This window comes from Planococcus sp. A6 (assembly GCF_028823615.1).
In the GTDB taxonomy this organism is placed as follows: Bacteria; Bacillota; Bacilli; order Bacillales_A; family Planococcaceae; genus Planococcus.
This window is the reverse complement of the sequence record NZ_JAPEHT010000065.1, coordinates 1-18,502: the sequence shown is the minus strand read 5'-3', so window position 1 is coordinate 18,502 and position 18,502 is coordinate 1. Positions and strand designations below refer to the sequence as shown.

Sequence of the window (18,502 nt, the reverse complement as noted above, 5' to 3'; positions counted from 1 at the left end):
TGAAGTCGTCAATTGTTAAATCCACTTCCGCAGCGTGCGCGATCGCAAGCAAGTGAAGGATGGCATTGGTTGAGCCGCCAAGCGCCATGACGACCGTGATGGCGTTTTCGAACGCTTCTTTGGTCATGATGTCTTTCGGATAGATGCCAAGCTCCAGAAGATTATGCACCGCAGCACCCGCCGCTTCACAGTCCGCTTCCTTGTACTCAGACACTGCAGGGTTTGAAGAACTTCCCGGCAAGCTCATGCCCATCGCTTCAGCAGCAGAAGCCATCGTGTTCGCCGTATACATGCCTCCGCATGAACCCGCACCAGGGCATGCGCTGCATTCAATTTTACGCAGCGCCGCGTCGTCGATGGTGCCGTTATTATGCTGGCCAACACCTTCAAAGACGGAAACGATGTCGATATCCTGGCTATTATAGCGCCCTGCCGCTATGGTGCCGCCATAAACGAATACTGCAGGCACTTCGGAGTTGGCGATGGCAATCAAACAGCCAGGGATGTTTTTATCACAGCCACCGATTGCGACAAGTCCGTCCAAGCTTTCTGCACCGACGACCGTTTCAATGGAATCCGCAATGACGTCGCGGCTCGATAGCGAATATTTCATGCCTTCGGTTCCCATCGAGATCCCGTCGGAAACGGTGATCGTATTGAAAATGAATGGGACAGCCCCGGCTCCTTGAGCGCCTTTTTTTGCCGCTCTTGCCAGTTCGTCAATATGTATATTACACGGCGTGACTTCACTCCATGTGCTCGCGATGCCGACCATCGGCTGCTCAAAGCCTTCATCTGTCACTCCGACCGCCCGTAGCATTGCCCGGTTCGGGGCTTTCATCGGCCCTTCGCTGAAAACCTTACTCTTGATGCGCAAATCCTTCTTCATAAGTATCCTATCCTTTCTTTTCTATGTATCTGCTCCATGGATTCACAGGGTACCTATTAACGGCCCCTTAGATCAACTAGCTAGCAGCGAGGAAGTGATTTCCTGGCTGATTTGAGTTTCTCTTTATTATAGAGGAGATTTTTCAGAATTCAACGAATAAAACGATAATTAATATTAATATTTCACAATTTGTCACAGATATTATATATGTATACGCTTTCACATGGTATAAAAGCTTTTCTGCCCATTATTGATTAATTCGACGCCTAAATTTACATAGTGCGCTATAACAATGAAAAAGCACATAGCTTGCCCGCTATGCGCTTCGTGCTTCAGCTATCCCAATTTAAAGCAGACCACTTTTGTGTCAGTCATTTCCTGGATGGCGAATTTGACGCCTTCCCTGCCGAGCCCCGATTGCTTAACGCCGCCGAACGGCATGGCATCGATCCGGAAATCGCTGCTGTCGTTGATCATGACACCGCCCACTTCGAGTTCCTCGATCGCACGGTGGGCATGGTCGAGATTTTTCGTAAAGATCCCCGCTTGCAGCCCATAATCGACGGCATTTGCCCGTTCAATCGCTTCATCTAAATCAGCTACTCGATAGAGCAATACGACTGGGCCGAAGATTTCTTCTACTGCGAGCGTGCAATCTGTAGGCACATCGGTGAGTACCGTCGGCGAGTAAAATGCGCCGTCACGCTCGCCGCCCGTCTCGAGCGTAGCACCTTTATCCAATGCTTCTTGGACCAGCCTGTCGACGCGCTGCGCTTCTTTTTCCGTAATCAACGGACCCATATCCGTCATTTCAGATTGTTTATCGCCGACGATATAGCGTTCGGTTTGCTCGACGAATCGTTCTTTAAACAGATTGAATACAGGATCTTCGATATAAACCCGCTGTACGCCGAGGCAGTTTTGTCCAGCAGCCCAAAACGCACCGGAAACGCTTGATGCCACCGCGTCTTCCAAATCAGCGTCTTGCAGGACGATGACCGGCGAATTCGAGCCAAGTTCCATGCCCACTTTTTTCAAGCCTGCTTTTTTAGTGATCGCAAGCCCAGTCTCGACGCCTCCGGTAAAACTGATCATCCGGACAGCCGGATGTTCGACTAAGACATCCCCTATTTCACCGCCTCGCCCGGTGATGACAGACAGGATTTTTTCCGGCAATCCCGCGTGTGAAAAGGCTTGCGCCAATAACAGCGCGCTGAGCGGCGTGACAGTTGCCGGTTTGACGATGATGGCATTGCCCGATGCAATCGCTGGGCCAACTTTATGCGCCACCAGATTCAGCGGGTCGTTGAACGGCGTGATTGCCCCGATGATGCCGAGCGGAAAGCGCCGGTAATAGCCGACTTTGCCGATTCCGCCGGGCGATTGGTCGAACGGAATCGTCTCACCGGTGATGCGCCTCGCTTCTTCTGCACTCAAGCGCAAAGTTTCAACTGCCCGTCCCACTTCTTTCCGTGCTTCTCGAATGGTTTTGCTGCTTTCTTTAGAGATGGTGCGCGCATAATGTTCTGCGTTCGTTTCGATATAATCCGCTGCTTTTCCGATAATTTGCATGCGTTCAACGACCGGCACCCGTGCAGCAACTTGTGCGCCCGATTTAGCTGCCTCAATGCACGTTTCCATATCTTCTTTCGTTGCGGCGGGCACCCGGTCAACAAGAGATCCATCCTGAGGATCGGTGACGTCGATCCATTGTTTTCCGTCTACCCATTCACCTGCCAGAAACATTTTCCGGCCTTCAACATGTGTCGCCATCTATTCCTCCTCCTTTCATAACCGTACCGCTTCCCTTGCCTTTGCGATCGTCAATAGGTCGATAAGCAAGGAAAAGCCGGTTTCCGTTTTGCCGGCTCCTGCGCCGCTCAAGGTGACAGGTCCCAATAGGTCGGTTTCATAAGTGATGGCATTGAGCGCTCCTGAAACGGAAGCGAGCGGGTCATCCAGCGGCACTTTTTCCGCTGCCACTTTCGCTGAAACCACCCCGTTTTCTTTTTTGGCTGTGGCTACCAGCTTCCAGCGTTTCCCTTCCGTGCGTGCTTGCTCGATCAGTTCCGGGGTCATTTGCGAAATGCCCGTGCATTCAACGTCTTCGACTGACAAAGGCATGCCCATGACATGCTGTGTGAGGATGACGATTTTATAGCGTGCATCGAGGCCTTCGACATCACTCGTCGGATCCGCTTCAGCATAGCCGAGCTTTTGTGCTTCCTTGAGCGCAGATTCATAGCTTTCGCCTTCGTCCATTCGCATGAGCATGAAATTGGTCGTGCCGTTCAAGATGCCACGAATCTCGCTGATGTCATTTCCTGCAAGTGCCAGTTTAGGCATCCGCAGGGCAGGCGTCCCACTCATGACCGTACCTTCAAAGCCCCAGGAGACGTTATGCTTATTTGCCAAAGATGATAGTTCCTGGTACGCGAGCGCAACTGGCCCTTTATTGGTCATGACGACATTCTTGCCGCTTTGGAAAGCTGCGCGGCAATGGTCGATTGCCGGCTGGCCGGTTTTCACGTCGGTATAGGACACTTCCACCACCGTGTCGGCATTCGATTGCCGGATTGTCTCCAGGCTGTTCCATCCTGTGACGAGCCCTTCTGTTTTCGGATAGTTTTCCAAACTTCCGGTCTTTTGTACAACGTCCAAGACCGTTTCGAGATCGAGCCCGTCCGGATGGTACAACGAGCCTTTCTTGAAATCAGATATCGCGACGACTTTCGCATCGAAACTTTCCTGTTCCTTCAGGCTTTGCCGTTTATTGTGCAGAATTTCAGCGAGCCCTTGGCCGACGACGCCGAACCCGATAAATGCCAGTTTATGTGTCATGCTTTCCCTCCTGTTCTCCTTGCTCACCCGTTCAAGTGAAAAACTCGATTGCCGCGTTCGCTAAAATGGCAGCGCCAAGCGGCAAACTGCGTTCATCGATATCGAAATGCGGCGTATGCAAATCCCGCTCGATTCCGTCATCCAGCGAACAGCCGAGGAAAAACATTGCCCCCGGCAACTGCTGCGTGACATAAGCGAAGTCTTCGCCTCCCATGCCGAACGCCTGATGAATGAACTTTATAGATGGATCCGTTTTTTGGATAGCTTTTGTGATCTGTTCATTCACATGCCGATCATTTATTAACGCAGGCTCTCCCCGCTGGTAATGGAAGGAATAATCGCCGCCCAGATGTTTCGCGAGAGCGAATGCATCGCGGATTTCCGTTTCAAGCAAATCGCGTGTGCTGGCTGAATAGCTGCGCACAGTGCCTTCCACTTGAACTTCGTGCGGGATGATATTGCTGGCAGTTCCTGCATGGATTTGCCCGACACTGACGACCGCGGGTTCGAGTGCGGATATTTTCCGCGGTACGATGCCGTGCAGCGCCTGCAAAATGAGACCGAGCATCCAAGTCGGGTCGCTGCCGAGTTCTGGATAGGCACCGTGCCCGCCAGTACCCTGGATCGTGCCGTTAAACACGTCGACGTTTGCCATGCTGATGCCGTCATGCATTTGAACTGCTCCGACTGGTAGCCACGGGCACATGTGAAGAGCAATCGCCAGCTCCACTTCGTCGTAAGCACCCGCTTGCAGCAGATACGGTGAGCCTGACATGGATTCGTCGTCAATCATTTCTTCTGCCGGCTGAAAAATGAATTTGACCGTTCCGCTTAATGGCTTATCCCGGAAGTAATCCGTGAGAAGCGAGACCGCGCCAAGCAAGATGGCAGCATGCGCATCGTGTCCGCAAGCATGCATGACCCCTGGGATTTTCGATCGATACTCACATGTATTCGTTTCATTAATCGGCAAGGCATCGATATCCGCGCGCAGCGCAATCATTGGTTCCTGCCCGCTCCCGAGGGTTGCGATCACGCTCGTCTGCACGCCGACCCCGCGATTGACTGTGATGCCGTCGATCGTCGCTAAAACAGATGCGATAAAATCCGCCGTCTCGAATTCCTGGAAGCTCAGTTCCGGAAATTGATGCAGCGTGCGACGCCATTCGCTAAGCTTTTCGTTCATCTTTTCCGCTTTATACAGAAGTTCATCTTTGTCCTGCATCTTGTTCACCAGCTTTCCGATTAGACGTTCATCACCGTTTCGACGTGCTGGAACGCCTGCTCAAAATCGTTGATGATGTCTTCGATTTCCTCGATGCCGCAAGAAACGCGGATCAAGCCTTCCGGAATGCCCATAGCGGCGCGTTCTTCCGGTGTGCATTCCACATGGCTTGTCGTACGCGCTGGGCCGACAGTGGTCTCGACCGCCCCTAAATTCGCGGCACGGTTCGCGTATTGAAGTTTCGGCAGCAAGTCGCGCACAGTGTCGACTCCGCCTTTTACGGAAAAGCTCAGCATGCCGCCAAAGCCTTTCATTTGGCGTTTGGCGATATCATGGTTCGGATGCGTTTCGAGCCCTGGATAAAAGACGTCTTCGACGATGTCTTTCGTCTGTAAGTATTTGGCTAGTGCCATTGCGTTCTTGCTTTGTTCGCGGATGCGCAAATGCAAAGTCTTCATGCCGCGCAGTAGCAGGTAAGCGGCCATCGGGTCCATCGTCGCGCCGTTGATTTCGCGGTAATGATAGACCTGTTCGACAAGTTCATGCGATCCGACCAGTACGCCGCCGAGTGCATCGGCATGCCCCCCGAGGAATTTAGTAGCGCTGTGGAGAACGAGATCGACGCCATCTTCAAGCGGATTCTGGTTAATCGGTGTGCCGAATGTGTTGTCGATAATGACCAGCGCCCCTACTTCGTGACCTGCTTTTGCCATGCGTGCAATGTCCGTGATTTTGACAGTGGGGTTGGTCGGCGTTTCCAAATAGAGGATCTTGCAGCCTTTTTTGAGCTCTGCTTCGATCGCCTCATGGTCTCCGGTATCGACGAGCGCGACGTCAATCTGCTGGCGCGGCAGGAATTCCGTGAAAATTTTATTCGTGCCGCCGTAAGTATCCTTGATCGAGACGATGCGGTCGCCAGGCACGAGGAAAGTCGCAAGTGTATTGCTGATGGCCGCCATACCGGTCGAAAAGCTCGTCGCTGCTTCAGCGCCTTCGAGCAATTTCACTTTGTCTTCGAAAGCCTGAACGGTCGGGTTCGTATTGCGCCCATAAATATGGCCTTTTTTCTTGCCGATCGCAACGTCGTACCAATCGTCCATATCGTCATACGTATAGGCGACGCTCAAGACGACCGGCACTTGCGATGCCCCGTGTGCCAAATAATCTTTTTCTCCGCCCCAGACTGCTTGTGTGGATTGATGGATTTTTTTGTTTGTCATGAACTCACTCCTCAATTTTTGAATGCCTTCTAGGCAATGTTGTTTTTTTCAATCGATCAGGCGCCGCCCTGATAGCCGATTAAATGACCTTTCGTGAACAAGCCCCTCGGCATATTCGCCAGCGTTTCACAGCCCGATTCCGTCACGCGGAAAGTTTCGCTCACTTCAAAACCGGAATCATCGAACCACATCGCCGGAATCATATGGAAGGCCATGTTCGGCTCGAGTATGGTGCGGTCGCCCATGCGGATGCTTGCGGTATGTTCGCCCCAGTCCGGCGGATAATTCAATCCTACGGGATAGCCGATGCGCGCTTCTTTTTCGAAGCCATAGCGAGCGATCGTTTTTGTCCACGTTGCACACACTTCTTCTAAATAAATGCCCGGCTTGATCATTGCAAGGCATTCATTGATTCCTTCTGTCGTCACATCAGCAAGATGCTGCAGTTCTGCATCGGGCGTCCCGATAAACACGGTGCGTGCCAGCGGCGAATGATAACGTTTATAACAGCCCGACAACTCCAGCGTGACCGATTCTCCTTGTTTATAGCGCTTGTCGGTCCACGTGAGGTGGGGAGCTGCTGTCCGTTCACCCGTCGGCAAAAGCGGCATGATCGATGGATAATCACCGCCGTGTTCTTTCGTGCCGCTCACTTGCACTTCAAGTATCCTCGCCGCGACGTCGCATTCACGGACACCTTCCCCAATCATTTCCATGCCTGCTGCCATCGCTTTTTCTGAAAAACGTGCCGCACGTTTCATGTAGACGATTTCAGTATCGGATTTCACTAATCTTACCCAATTGACTAAGGAGGTGGCATCGTGAAAACGGGCATTCGGCAGCCCTTTTTGCAGGCTGGCAAAACATTTCGCGGTAAAGTAATAACTATCCATTTCAACGCCAATCGAACGCCGGTCCTGGCCGATTTGCGTCAAGATTTCCGCTACGAAATCCATCGGGTGGCGCAATTCCGTTTGGACATAGATTTCCGGATAAGCAATGATGTTGTCGTGATAAAGCCAAGTAGTGATCTTCGCTCCATTTGCATCCATAATGCGGCCAACCCATATTGGCTGATCTTCGTCTTCAATGACAATGAGCATCTGGTGAACATAGAACGACCAGGCATCATATCCAGATAAATAATTCATATTGGCAGGATCGGTGATGAGCAGCACTTCAATACCTTTGTCTGCCATCCGCTGTTTCGTTTTTCTGATACGCCCCTGATACTCTGCAGTTCCAAACGACATGGGGAATCCCCTCCTTAAGTTCACGTTTTAAAAGTCGGAATAGTCAATCTTTTATTCTTGTGCTCAGTATACCTGCCAGGCTTCTTTTAATGCATCCGTCATAGTGTATGAAAATGCGTGCAGCACTTTAGTCAATTTTTCCACACAAAAAAAGCCTTCTTGACTTAGAAGGCTTTCATTCAAGCATCATTCGATTCAGTGGCACGGATGCGATAGGTGCGGACGCATAATTCCAATAGAAACAAATCGTCTGGGTCGACAAGTGATAAGCCGGTCAATGACTCGATTTTACGCAAACGGTAAAGCAGCGATTGACGATGCAAATTCAAGGCGCGCGCCGTTTGGCTGACATTTCCTTGGTAATGGTTATAGGCAGAGAAAGTGCCGATCAGGTCCATTTGCCGCTGCTGGTCATACTCGACGAGCGGCTGGATCGTCGACAGGATGATGTCTTTCATTCCTTCCGTTTTCGCCAATTGCAAGAGCAGGCGATCCGCACGGGTATCGCGGTAATCCATGCGATGTCCCGGCCCTTTTTTCATGCGACCGATCTCAAGTGCCGCTTTCGCATGCTGGAAACTGCTGCTGAACCCTTTGAATCCTTCCGCATGATCGCCTATGCCCCAAGACAAAACGACTTCCGGCAATAAATTCCCCAGCCGCCGTTCAATCAAATCGAGGAAATTAATTTGATTTTCCTGCCCGCTTTCATGCGGCTTTTCCAGGAAGATAATCAAATATCCGTCGGCATAACCTGTCATCAGTGTGCGTTTCATAGCATGCGCTGCGTAGTGGATTTCTTCTTCAATATAAGCAACCATGCTTTTCGACCACTCTGTATACGAACTGCGGTCGGGTTCTCGGCGTTCGAATAATTCACGGAAATTCTCTGGGCTTCCGGCCAGGCCAATGTATGGAAGCTCCAGGTCATAGCCGAGTGCACGCGCCCGGGAAGCCGCCTGCTCTTTGGTCGTAAACTCCCCATTTGCCAACTCGCGGACGAAATCCATCCGGCCGCCTGCTCTTTGGTCGTAAACTCCCCATTTGCCAACTCGCGGACGAAATCCATCCGAAGTGCCGCTTTTGTCTCTTCCACTGCGTTTTGCCTAGAACGCCATAAGGAAATCGTCGTTGCGGCATGTTCCAGCACATGAACCGAAAAGACATCGAGACGCCCATCCCCTGCATTTTCCGGCAGTTCGACGAATATATAGCCCTGAGCTTCCTCAGATACTTGAAGCACCGGTACTTGGACGATTTTTCGCCCGCCCATTTCTCCGCTGCGGAATTTCTGGATCATCGGGTCGCGGTTTCCTTTCGGAGTTTCCTGGCGAATCGGGAAAATCCCTTTGCCGACCTGCTGTTCCCACGCTTCCAATTTGGTACGCGAAAAACCGGCAGCTGCTTGCACTGCCCCGTGTGCATCCGTAATGAGCAGCGCACTGTCGAGCTCGCGGCGGATATAGGCAGCGATTTTCTCCAATTCCGCATCCGCCAGAATCAATTTCAATAAATCCTGCTGCACTTGTTCCGAACGTTGCCGCTCTTGACGATGCAGATCGTTCAAATCGATCATCACTTCTTCGATGACCGTTGAGAAGCGCAGCTCCCACGGCAGTTCAATGAGCAGGAATGCCTGCTCTTCGGCCATTTCTGCAATCTCTTTGGGAATTTCAAAAACGTGCCGCCCCATCGCGATCATAAGGGCGGCTGCCCCAGAATCGATGATGTCCTGGACAAATCCGCGAAATGTCTCCAACTCATTTTTACATCCCATCGCAGTCGTCAATACCAGCTCATTGCGGCGTACGAAATTCTCCACCGGCATTTCCATGACCGACACCCAGTGCACAGGCTGCGCATGTGCATATTCTTTGGCTGTACGGACGACCGCCCCTTCCAACAATTCATAATCCAAGACATCTTGCACGGTCAGTTGCATATAATCCCCTCCGCGCTACATTGGTTTCTGCCAGTATAGCAAAAACAAACCTTCCGAAAAAGTAAGTGTCCGAATAATCAGAACAAATTATAGATGAAAAGGATTTTTCCATTCCATCAATAAAGCATAATCATGGGACTCTTCATCATCTAAATATCCCGGAACTAGGGTCACCGGCATGCGGCCGCAACTGAGCAAGAAGCTGATGACTGGATCCCTCAGCTCACCCGCCAGCACATTTTCTATGTATTGTTCAGCGGACAGTTCGTGCGCGTAACGATGATACCCTGGCATGCGCCCGCCGCCGATGAGACGCTCGAGCCCGTCCGCAACGACCCGCTCATACATCGCTTCCATCAATAACTTGCCAAGTTTTAGTTTGCGAAATTTCGGCTTGATGCCGATGTCGATAACATACAGTGATTCACCGTCTGGGTCATGCGTTCCGATCGATCCCGAATCAGTCACTTGTTCCCATGTATGTAAAGGACGCTCAGGATCGAATTTCGTGAGCATCCCTGTCATGGAACCTGCAATTTCGCCATCGATCTCTACACAGATTGCGCCTTCAGGATAAAAGGCGATATGGTTTCCAAGTTGTCGCTCGTTCCATAACAAATCGGGCGGGAACGGCGGCGGGAAACTTTCACGCTGGACTTCGATCAATCCTGAAAAGTCTTCTTTGGTGTAGGTCCTGATAGTTGCCAAAATCGGGCGCCCTTCCTTGAAAACGTATTGCTGCTTTTTATACATTGTATCGCCGCCTTCTATGATTAAAAATTGTTCTATGGCTTATCGGCCCGAAATTTGCCCAAAAGAAAAGCCTGCCGAATTGGCAGGTTTTTCTTTCTTTTACTATAGAGGAGGCAATACTTGCGGCCCATTAATTGTAACGGCTCCATCAGCTGTTTCTGAAATTGCGACTGATTGCGGCAATCCTGTCGATACGGCAAGAATCAATGCCAACGCTAAGCCTGCTAATATTTTCTTTTTTTGCATGTCTATTCACCACCATTTTCCAAAAATTGATTTTGATAATAATAAGCTTTTTCCCATTCTTCTTGCGCTTTGTAATAAGCAGCAAGGTTTTGAGACAACTGCCTGGTGTCTTTAATGTAACCATATTTTTTGAAAAATGGAAACATTTTATCTTCTTTATAGTTCAAAAGGTCTTGTTGGGAAAATTCCTGTTTTTCAAAGTAATCGCTGTAAATATTGAAGTAGTCCCTCTCTTTGGAAGTCCCTGGCATGCGCAATTGGGCAATCAATTCAGCTTTCTCCTTCTCGCCTATAACTTTAATCTCCAATAAATTGACCACCACCGCTTTATACAGGTAACTTCCTCGCTCTAGTGCTTTTTTTAGCTCCTCGAACAACTCTATCGCTTGTTCATTTTGCTTCTCCTCTTGCAAAAGCTCAGCGTAATTGTAAAGGACCGTCTGATAAAGCTCTTTCTGATGAGTCAATTTGGCATTGCGTTTAATTACTTCATATAAATTTATCGCTTGGGTAACTAAATTTCGTCTCGTGTAATTAATCGCCAATAATAACTGTGCGTGCAAAAGGCGAATATAATTGTGGTCCTTTTCATATGCGCGCACGGCCAGCTCCGCATAATAGGCAGAGAGCGCTAAACGGTCAAATAATAATAAAATGCGGGATTTTTGATAGTAGAATTCACCTTCAAGCTTCTGGGGAATGCTATGAAATCCATGATCCAGTTCATCCATGAGGGCCATCGCTTCTTTATACTGACCAAGAGAACTGAATTGAATAGCCTTAAAGAATTGGCTCATCCATAATTCAGGAGCTGTAAAAGAAGACTTTAGCTTATCAAGCAACCTCTGTTGCTCATTGGCTTTTTCATATTGTTTCACATGTAAATAATAACGGAATTTGTATAATTCATATTGATTGACGAGCGCTGTCGATTGGACATAATTATCAACTTGGAACAACTCCCCATACATGTCCTCCATGGTGGTAAGGTCATAGTAAAGCGAGCAATCGATAAAAGACGCTTCTGGTGCTCCAGTTCTTTTTTCAACTGCACGCCCATCTTGGAAAGCAGTGCTTCATAAGTTTCTTCATGAGGCGTATAGGTGTTGGATTCAATTTTGCTCAAATGCGATACGGAACATATGCCATCAGCAAGCTGTGACTGTGTGAGGTTATGCTTGAGCCGATAATATTTAATCACAGAACCGATGTTCATAAACTCACCTTTCTTTGTCAGAATATATAAATATTAACACAAAAAAACAAGCCTGGCTGTTACGGCCGGGCTTGTCTTCAGTCTAGCTCTTATGGCAGGCGGTAGAATCCGAATCCAGAAGCGGAGTCGTCTCCAGATCCTGCATAATAGCCGGATAGAATGTCGTTGTTCGCTGCGCGGTTTTGAAGGTCGCTGCGAACTTGTGTGTGCGTTGCAGATGGGTTTGCTGCCCAGATTTTAGCTGCAAGGCCGGCTGCATGAGGAGATGCCATCGATGTTCCGCTGATTGTTGCATAGCCTCCGTCATACCAAGCAGAGTAAATGCTTGCGCCTGGCGCTGATACTTCTACATCATATTTCCCGATGGAATAATCGCCAGCGTATTGGCTGTATCCGCGTGATGAGAAATCCGCTACGCGGTATGTGCCATTTTGCTGTACGTTCTCAAGAGCTGCGACCGCTACGGCATTTTGCAATGCACCCGGGAAGCCGATCGATCCTTGATACGGGCCTTCGTTGCCTGCTGCTGCAATGACCAGAACCCCTTTACCGTATGCGTAGTTGACCGCATTCGTGATCAAGCTGCTTTCTGCTGCAGATCCAAGAGACATATTGATGACAGTTTTCTGGTTCAAAGCTGTAGCCTGGTCAGCTACGTGACGGATTGCTTTTGCAATATTATCGGCAGAACCCGATCCGTCATCGCCAAGCACTTTATAGCCCCAAAGATCCGCTTGCGGTGCTACACCGTACAAGCCGCCGTTGCCGTTCGCCAATGCCGATCCGGCTACGTGCGTGCCATGTCCTTGACGATCTGTGCAAGAACCGTTGCGGATGCTTGTTCCGACTGTAAAGTCTTTACATTGCTCGACGTTTGCAGCAAGGTCTGGGTGGCTTGTGTTGACGCCAGTGTCCAGCACTGCGATGTTGACGCCTGAACCGCCGCTTGTTGTCGTAATGGAACTATTGTTATAAACTGCTTTGATGCCCCAAGGAGTGGACTGGGATGCAGCCATCGCTTGATAGCGCGCTTGCGGTTCAAGTGTTGTCGTTTCTACTGTATATTCAGGAACTTTTTCAATGGTTACATTTTTGTTTTTCTTCAACGCTTCGTATTGCTTTTCCGTCATATCGGTGGTGAAGCCTTCGCTATTGAAGTCCCAGTGTACGCCATATTGATCTTTTGCCTTTTTCAGGTCACTTTTTCCTGGCATGTCGACGAGCACGCGGATCTTCTCATTTTCGTTCGGAGCTTCATTGGCTGAAACCCCCATTGCCGGTACGAGCATTGTCGCAGCCAGCATAGCTGTCGTAATGAATTTTGCCGATTTTTTCATCTTTCGAATCCCCTTTTCCGAATAGATTTGCATGGCCCTGTGCAGCAAGCGGCGTCCCGCCTGTTGTCCTGCGGTTATTGCCATGCTTTAAATCTAGCAGAGAACAAGGGATTGTGTAATTGGGAAAATCCTTGCCAAAGAAAGTCCATTTTAACCAAAACGAAACTTTATACCCACAACTATATTCCTTTAAATGAAGATAATAAAAAAAGCCGCTCACAGCGGCTTTTGATTCAATAAATAGACACGTGCTTCATACGGCTGCAGCTTGTTGTCTAGATGGCTGTCGTAATTCGACAATAGCAAGTCACCATCAACCGGGTTCCACCAGGAACATGTATCATCATCTAGATGCGAAATGACCAAATAGCGTTCTTCCCCGTATTCTCGTGTGTAGGCATAAACATACGGACATTCCAAAAACGACAAATGTGTGCTTCCGTAAACTAAAGCTTTATGCTCTTTTCGCAGTTGCAGCATCTTCTTATAGAAAGACAGGACCGATTGGGGATCTTGCTGCTGCGCTTTTACATTAAGCCAATTGAAATTCGGATTTAACGGAATCCATGGGTTGCCTCCTGTAAAGCCGGCATTTGCACCGAAGTTCCATTGCATCGGGGTCCTTGCGTGGTCACGGCTTATTTTTTTGATGGTCTTCATCAATTCTTCGTGTGCGATGCCTTTTTGGCGATTGTAGCGATACATATTCTTCGTCTCGATATCCCGGTACATATCGATATCGTCGAACGGTGCATTGGTCATGCCGATTTCCTGCCCTTGGTAAATGAACGGCGTTCCCTGCATGAAAAAATACATACAGCCGAGCGCAGTCGCACTTTCCCGCCAATGCTCCCGGTCATTGCCCCAGGTTGAAACAGTGCGCGGGCGATCGTGGTTTTCCAGATACAAGGAATTCCAAGCGATTCCTTGCGCACTGCGCTGCCAGCGGTCGAGCACCACCCGCAAATCGTCGACATCGACGCCCCCTTCTGTTTCTTCATCCCACGCCTCTTCATGCGCTTCTAAGTGGAAGATCATATTGAATTTCCCTTCCGCTTCGCTGATCCAGTCGCCGATTTCATGTGAACGTACGCTATTCGCTTCGCCGACAGTCACTACATCGTATTTGGCAAAAGTCTCGCGCCGCAATTCCGCCAGTAAATCCTGTATCCCTTTGACATTCGTCATTTTTGGCCAGGCCGGCACATAATTCAACCCATCCGGATTCGGCATGTCTGTATAATCTTTTTTTAAATGATTGATGGCGTCTACGCGGAAACCGTCAATTCCCTTATCGAGCCACCAAAGGATCATATCGTAAATCGCACGCCGCAATTCCGGATTTTCCCAATTCAAGTCAACTTGACTCTTGGAAAACAAATGGAAATAATATTGCCTAGTTTTCGGGTCGTATGTCCATGCCGGCCCGCCGAATATGCTTTCCCAATTGGTCGGCTTATCGCGCCAGACATACCAATCGCGTTTCGGGCTGTCACGCGATGATTTTGATTCCAGAAACCACGGATGCTGGTCGCTTGTATGATTCAATACCAGATCCATCATGATTTTCATGCCGCGGGAATGGATGTCCTCAAGCAAACGGTCAAAATCATCCATCGTCCCCATTTCATCCATGATCGCCTGATAATCGCTGACGTCGTACCCGTTATCGACATTTGGCGATTTATAGACGGGGCACAGCCAAATCATGTCGACACCGAGTTCCTGCAGATAATCGAGCTGTGCCCGGATGCCGTTCAGGTCCCCCAACCCGTCACCGTTCGTATCGAAAAAACTGCGCGGGTAAATTTGATAGACTACCGCTTCTTTCCACCACGTTTTTTTCAAGCTCATCCCCCTCTTCCTGCTGCTGCGGAATTGATGTGCTCATATTAACTGCTGGCAGCCGTTATTTTTTATATACTATACGCCTTTTCCTACGAAACTCCTCTTTGCCTGCGTAATAAAAACCGCCCGCGGCATGCGGACGGTGTCGGTCAATTATTCAAGTAATACTGTTCCATGGCATTAGCCGAAAATCCTGCGACGTAATCGCTGCCGCCATCGTCTTCAATCGATTCGATCATCATCGCCAAAATGAAGTCCTGCTGTTCAGCGTGATAGGAAACAAAGAAGCCGTTCTCTTGCCCATCTTCACCGAGAGCACCTTTCAATTCAGCTGTGCCGGTTTTTCCGGCAATCGGAACAGCGTCAATATCTGCCGATTTGGCATAGCCGTCCGTGACGACATTGCGGAGGTTTTCTTGAAGCACAGCCGCATTGCCTTCACTGATCAAGCCTTCTTTCCATACTTGTCCAGCTTCTTCGCTGGTATAAAGCGTCGGCTCATAGATGATGCCGCCGTTCAAGAACGGCTCGTAAGCCGAAGCGAGATGCAGGATATTGGCGAGCATCTGCCCTTGGCCGAACGACGTGTCCGCGAGTTGCCCTTCGGATCCGAGAGTGCCATCATTGGAAATCTGTGAACTCTCCAACTCGATGGCGAACGGCAATTCCTCCCCGAAGCCATAGGCAGTCAGGCCGTCGATAAATGTTTCCGTCCCCATCTCAAGCGCCTGTCTTGCGAAATAAATATTGTCCGAGTAAACGAGTGCACGATTTAAATCAATCGGATTTGGTGCTTCCGGATGCAGGCGTGATACCCGGTACGATCCCCATGAGCTGTCTTTTTGCCAAGTCTGCCCGTTGATCTCGAGCCCTTGCTGCGGATCGAGCGTTCCTGCTTCCATGCCGATGGCCGCGGTCACCGGTTTAATGGTCGACCCAGGGGCATAACTTGCGGCAAAACGCGTGAACAGCGGATTCAATGGATCTTCCGACAATTCCGCATAGCGCTCTCCACTGATGCCTGCAATGAATTCATTCGGGTCAAAGCCAGGAGAGCTGATGAGCGCCAAAGTTTCGCCGTTTTCAGGCGATACCGCAGCAGCGCTTCCCGGTTCCCCTTGCATCGAATCGTAGACGGCCGTCTGCAATTCAGCGTCGATGGTCAATTCGACGTCTTCTCCTGCTGTCGGCTCCTGTTCAGCGAGGACGATATCTTCCGCCCCTTCCGCCTGTTTTTGGATCAGGATGCGTGCACCGCTGTCGCCGCGCAGCTGTTCTTCGAGACGGCGTTCAAGGCCTTGGCGGCCGATCAAGTCATTCGCCCCGTAGCCTTGGCCTTTTAATTCTTCCAATTGCTCTGCCGTAATCGAGCCGATATAGCCGGTCAAGTGGCCGAATGCTTCGCCGTACGGATATTCGCGCATCGCCGTTTCCTGATAAGTGACGACATCGCTCGCTTCCACGTCAGCGATTAATTGTTCCGCCGATTTCGACGCTTTCGTCAACGGCACGAATTGATCTGGCTGAACCCAGCTTTGATTCAGGCTTTCTTCAATCGACTCCACCGTCAATCCAAGAAGTTCAGCAGCCTTCGCGATATCGCTGTCTCCTTCCAGCCGGTCCGGCACCACGCCAAGATTATAGCCGGTGCCATTGATAGCCAAGCCGCGCCCTTCACGGTCCACAATCTCTCCGCGCTCAGCGGCTTCAGTCCGCACTGCGACTTCATCGCCTTCTTCAAGATCCTTGAAGATCAAAGACGGGTCCCATTCGACAAACCAGTTCTCTCCACTTTCCTGCTCTTCGTGGATCAAAGAAACCGTTTGGTCGAATTCAACTGGGCCGGCAAGCGTCTCCATCGTGATAGTAAGCGGGAACTCTGCCGGCTCCGCTTCGTCCCATTCCGCATCTTCCTGAGCGGAGGTATAGCTGACTTCAAGGTTTTCGATGCCGAGGTCTTCAATCAATTGCTGCTGCCGCTCATCGAACGCTTCTTGGGGAAACGCTTCTTTCGATCCTTGCGTCAAATAGTCTTCATACATCGCAGTGAACTCCTGCTCATTCCAATGGCCGACGTATTCATCCAACCTGTCTTCCGGTGTCGGCTGCGGTTGGCATCCTGCCATGGCGAGTACCCCTGCACCCGCTGCTATTGCTATGTATCGTTTCATTTCGATGACCTCCTGTAGCTTTCTAGCTAACGCTCTTGCATTGCCCCAAATCCCCCTCAATAAAGCGGAAAATTAATAGGACGCAAAAAAATAGCCAGTCCGACTTCATTAACTGCGTGAAACACCCAAGCTAATTGAAGTTTCTTTTTATTTTACCAATAAGTGGCACCGAAGCAAACCCGATTCGCTCAGTTTCAAAGCTTTTCAGTTTTTCTTGCTGGATATGCTTTCATTTCCTCCACTATGGTAAAATCAGTAATCATAGAATAGGAGGATGCTTATGATCAACTTAACATATTCACAAGCGATCGAGTCTGCAGTAGATCTCAAAATGAAAACACGTTTGCAGCAAATCCAGGAGAATCTGTATGCGAAAAAAGGAGCTGGCTCCGATTTCCTCGGCTGGCTTGACTGGCCATCGTCATTGCCGGAGGATTTCCTGGCAAAAATCGAAGATACTGCCAAAGCGATCCGCGAAAAGGCTGACGTTTTGGTCGTCATCGGAATCGGCGGTTCCTATCTAGGATCAAAAGCCGTCCTTTCTGCACTGTCGCCTTATTTCCCGAAAGACGAGCAATTGGAAGTGCTGTTTGCGGGCCATCAAGTAAGTGGTGAATACTTGAAGCAATTGCTTGAACACCTAGAAGGCAAGGAAGTCGTCGTCAACGTTATCTCGAAATCCGGCAAAACGACAGAGCCGGCCATCGCGTTCCGTTTCCTGCGCGATTATATGGAAAAACGCTATGGCGACGGAGCGGCCGAACGCATCATCGTGACGACCGATGCTGAAAAAGGAGCACTTCGCCAATTAGCGGAAACAAAAGGCTATGAACGCTTTATCGTGCCGGATGATGTCGGTGGGCGCTACTCCGTCTTTACGGCAGTTGGGCTGTTGCCGATTGCCGCTGCTGGGCATTCAATCCGCAAGCTGTTGGACGGTGCAAAAGAAGCGGAAACAACTTACCGGGATGCTGGCCCTGACCATAACCCCGCAATGCAATACGCGGCGATCCGCCATCACCTGTATGTCCAAGGCTATACGACAGAAGTGAACGCCATCTTCGAGCCGAAGCTGTCGTTCGTCCAGGAATGGTGGAAACAATTATTCGGCGAAAGCGAAGGGAAAGAAGGAAAAGGCATCTTCCCGGCATCGGTCGTCTTCACGACGGACTTGCACTCACTTGGCCAATTCATCCAAGACGGGCAGCGCAACTTGTTCGAAACCTTCCTGCTGGTAAAAGAAGCACAGGAAGATCTGGAGATTTTCGAAACACCTGAAGACGGCGACGAATTGAATTACATTGCCGGCTTGTCCTTGCAAGAATTCAACCATATTGCACATAAAGGCACATCGAACGCCCATTTGTCCGGCGGTGTTCCGCAATTGAGCTTGACCGTGGACCGTATTGACGAATCCCAAATCGGCCATTTGCTGTATTTCTACATGCTGAGCTGCGCGTATAGCGCTTATCTTCTTGGCATCAACCCGTTCGACCAACCGGGCGTCGAAGAATATAAGAACAATATCTTCAAGCTGTTGAAAAAACCAGGATTCTAAAAA

15 protein-coding genes and 1 pseudogene are annotated in these 18,502 nt (G+C 49.8%); 1 reads left to right on the top strand and 15 read right to left on the bottom strand.

All coding sequences use genetic code 11. The annotated features are described in order from the left end of the window. The 15 genes and pseudogenes from ON064_RS10940 to ON064_RS10870 all read right to left on the bottom strand — a co-directional run. On the bottom strand, positions 1–889 hold an 889-nt coding region (locus ON064_RS10940; RefSeq protein WP_274624790.1), incomplete at its 3' end, for a dihydroxy-acid dehydratase domain-containing protein. Positions 890–1,225: 336 nt separating this feature from the next. Next, the gene (locus ON064_RS10935) at positions 1,226–2,662 is read right to left on the bottom strand and encodes an aldehyde dehydrogenase family protein (protein WP_274624789.1); all 1,437 of its coding nucleotides are present in this window, start codon (positions 2,660–2,662) and stop codon (positions 1,226–1,228) included. Between the two features lie 15 nt (positions 2,663–2,677). Then, positions 2,678–3,757: a homoserine dehydrogenase gene (locus ON064_RS10930; RefSeq protein ID WP_274624788.1), complete on the bottom strand. Its 1,080-nt coding sequence runs from the start codon at positions 3,755–3,757 to the stop codon at positions 2,678–2,680. Between the two features lie 4 nt (positions 3,758–3,761). Next, positions 3,762–4,955 carry a M20 metallopeptidase family protein gene (locus tag ON064_RS10925; protein WP_274624787.1) on the bottom strand — a complete coding sequence of 398 codons (1,194 nt, stop codon included), beginning with the start codon at positions 4,953–4,955 and terminating at the stop codon, positions 3,762–3,764. A gap of 20 nt (positions 4,956–4,975) precedes the next feature. Then, positions 4,976–6,175 carry a cystathionine gamma-synthase family protein gene (locus ON064_RS10920; protein WP_121300605.1) on the bottom strand — a complete coding sequence of 400 codons (1,200 nt, stop codon included), beginning with the start codon at positions 6,173–6,175 and terminating at the stop codon, positions 4,976–4,978. Positions 6,176–6,231: 56 nt separating this feature from the next. Then, entirely contained in the window at positions 6,232–7,428 is a 1,197-nt protein-coding gene (locus ON064_RS10915; RefSeq protein ID WP_274624786.1) for a M24 family metallopeptidase, read from the bottom strand. A 179-nt stretch (positions 7,429–7,607) separates the two neighbouring features. Next, positions 7,608–8,438 carry a PucR family transcriptional regulator gene (locus ON064_RS10910; RefSeq protein WP_274624785.1) on the bottom strand — a complete coding sequence of 277 codons (831 nt, stop codon included), beginning with the start codon at positions 8,436–8,438 and terminating at the stop codon, positions 7,608–7,610. A 623-nt stretch (positions 8,439–9,061) separates the two neighbouring features. Then, positions 9,062–9,370, bottom strand: a pseudogene (locus tag ON064_RS10905) (PucR family transcriptional regulator ligand-binding domain-containing protein); the annotation flags it as partial. 87 nt (positions 9,371–9,457) lie between these two features. Beyond that, positions 9,458–10,123, bottom strand: coding sequence for a GNAT family N-acetyltransferase (locus tag ON064_RS10900; protein WP_274624784.1), 666 nt, complete (start codon positions 10,121–10,123; stop codon positions 9,458–9,460). A 102-nt stretch (positions 10,124–10,225) separates the two neighbouring features. Beyond that, complete coding sequence (locus ON064_RS10895; RefSeq protein ID WP_274624783.1) at positions 10,226–10,369, bottom strand: hypothetical protein; 144 nt, start codon at positions 10,367–10,369, stop codon at positions 10,226–10,228. 2 nt (positions 10,370–10,371) lie between these two features. Further along, complete coding sequence (locus ON064_RS10890) at positions 10,372–11,340, bottom strand: XRE family transcriptional regulator (RefSeq protein ID WP_274624791.1); 969 nt, start codon at positions 11,338–11,340, stop codon at positions 10,372–10,374. Next, complete coding sequence (locus ON064_RS10885; RefSeq protein ID WP_274624782.1) at positions 11,244–11,585, bottom strand: helix-turn-helix domain-containing protein; 342 nt, start codon at positions 11,583–11,585, stop codon at positions 11,244–11,246. The genes ON064_RS10890 and ON064_RS10885 overlap by 97 nt, the downstream gene beginning before the upstream one ends. Before the next feature lie 89 nt (positions 11,586–11,674). Beyond that, positions 11,675–12,922 carry a S8 family peptidase gene (locus tag ON064_RS10880; protein WP_274624781.1) on the bottom strand — a complete coding sequence of 416 codons (1,248 nt, stop codon included), beginning with the start codon at positions 12,920–12,922 and terminating at the stop codon, positions 11,675–11,677. A gap of 216 nt (positions 12,923–13,138) precedes the next feature. Beyond that, positions 13,139–14,776 (bottom strand): alpha-glucosidase, encoded by a 1,638-nt coding sequence (locus ON064_RS10875; protein ID WP_274624780.1) that lies wholly within the window; start codon positions 14,774–14,776, stop codon positions 13,139–13,141. 143 nt (positions 14,777–14,919) lie between these two features. Further along, the gene (locus ON064_RS10870; RefSeq protein ID WP_274624779.1) at positions 14,920–16,941 is read right to left on the bottom strand and encodes a penicillin-binding transpeptidase domain-containing protein; all 2,022 of its coding nucleotides are present in this window, start codon (positions 16,939–16,941) and stop codon (positions 14,920–14,922) included. 274 nt (positions 16,942–17,215) lie between these two features. Between ON064_RS10870 and ON064_RS10865 the strand changes: the two genes are divergently transcribed. Continuing rightward, positions 17,216–18,499, top strand: coding sequence for a glucose-6-phosphate isomerase (locus ON064_RS10865; RefSeq protein WP_274624778.1), 1,284 nt, complete (start codon positions 17,216–17,218; stop codon positions 18,497–18,499). Positions 18,500–18,502: the final 3 nt, after the last annotated feature.

What these genes read in the sequence shown, in the direction of transcription:
- ON064_RS10935 (WP_274624789.1), bottom strand. Translation starts at nt 2,662, where the DNA reads ATGGCGACACATGTTGAAGGCCGGAAAATGTTTCTGGCAGGTGAATGG.
- ON064_RS10925 (WP_274624787.1), bottom strand. Translation starts at nt 4,955, where the DNA reads ATGCAGGACAAAGATGAACTTCTGTATAAAGCGGAAAAGATGAACGAA.
- ON064_RS10920 (WP_121300605.1), bottom strand. Translation starts at nt 6,175, where the DNA reads ATGACAAACAAAAAAATCCATCAATCCACACAAGCAGTCTGGGGCGGA.
- ON064_RS10915 (WP_274624786.1), bottom strand. Translation starts at nt 7,428, where the DNA reads ATGTCGTTTGGAACTGCAGAGTATCAGGGGCGTATCAGAAAAACGAAA.
- ON064_RS10910 (WP_274624785.1), bottom strand. Translation starts at nt 8,438, where the DNA reads ATGGATTTCGTCCGCGAGTTGGCAAATGGGGAGTTTACGACCAAAGAG.
- ON064_RS10900 (WP_274624784.1), bottom strand. Translation starts at nt 10,123, where the DNA reads ATGTATAAAAAGCAGCAATACGTTTTCAAGGAAGGGCGCCCGATTTTG.
- ON064_RS10895 (WP_274624783.1), bottom strand. Translation starts at nt 10,369, where the DNA reads ATGCAAAAAAAGAAAATATTAGCAGGCTTAGCGTTGGCATTGATTCTT.
- ON064_RS10890 (WP_274624791.1), bottom strand. Translation starts at nt 11,340, where the DNA reads ATGTATGGGGAGTTGTTCCAAGTTGATAATTATGTCCAATCGACAGCG.
- ON064_RS10885 (WP_274624782.1), bottom strand. Translation starts at nt 11,585, where the DNA reads ATGAACATCGGTTCTGTGATTAAATATTATCGGCTCAAGCATAACCTC.
- ON064_RS10880 (WP_274624781.1), bottom strand. Translation starts at nt 12,922, where the DNA reads ATGAAAAAATCGGCAAAATTCATTACGACAGCTATGCTGGCTGCGACA.
- ON064_RS10875 (WP_274624780.1), bottom strand. Translation starts at nt 14,776, where the DNA reads ATGAGCTTGAAAAAAACGTGGTGGAAAGAAGCGGTAGTCTATCAAATT.
- ON064_RS10870 (WP_274624779.1), bottom strand. Translation starts at nt 16,941, where the DNA reads ATGAAACGATACATAGCAATAGCAGCGGGTGCAGGGGTACTCGCCATG.
- ON064_RS10865 (WP_274624778.1), top strand. Translation starts at nt 17,216, where the DNA reads ATGCTTATGATCAACTTAACATATTCACAAGCGATCGAGTCTGCAGTA.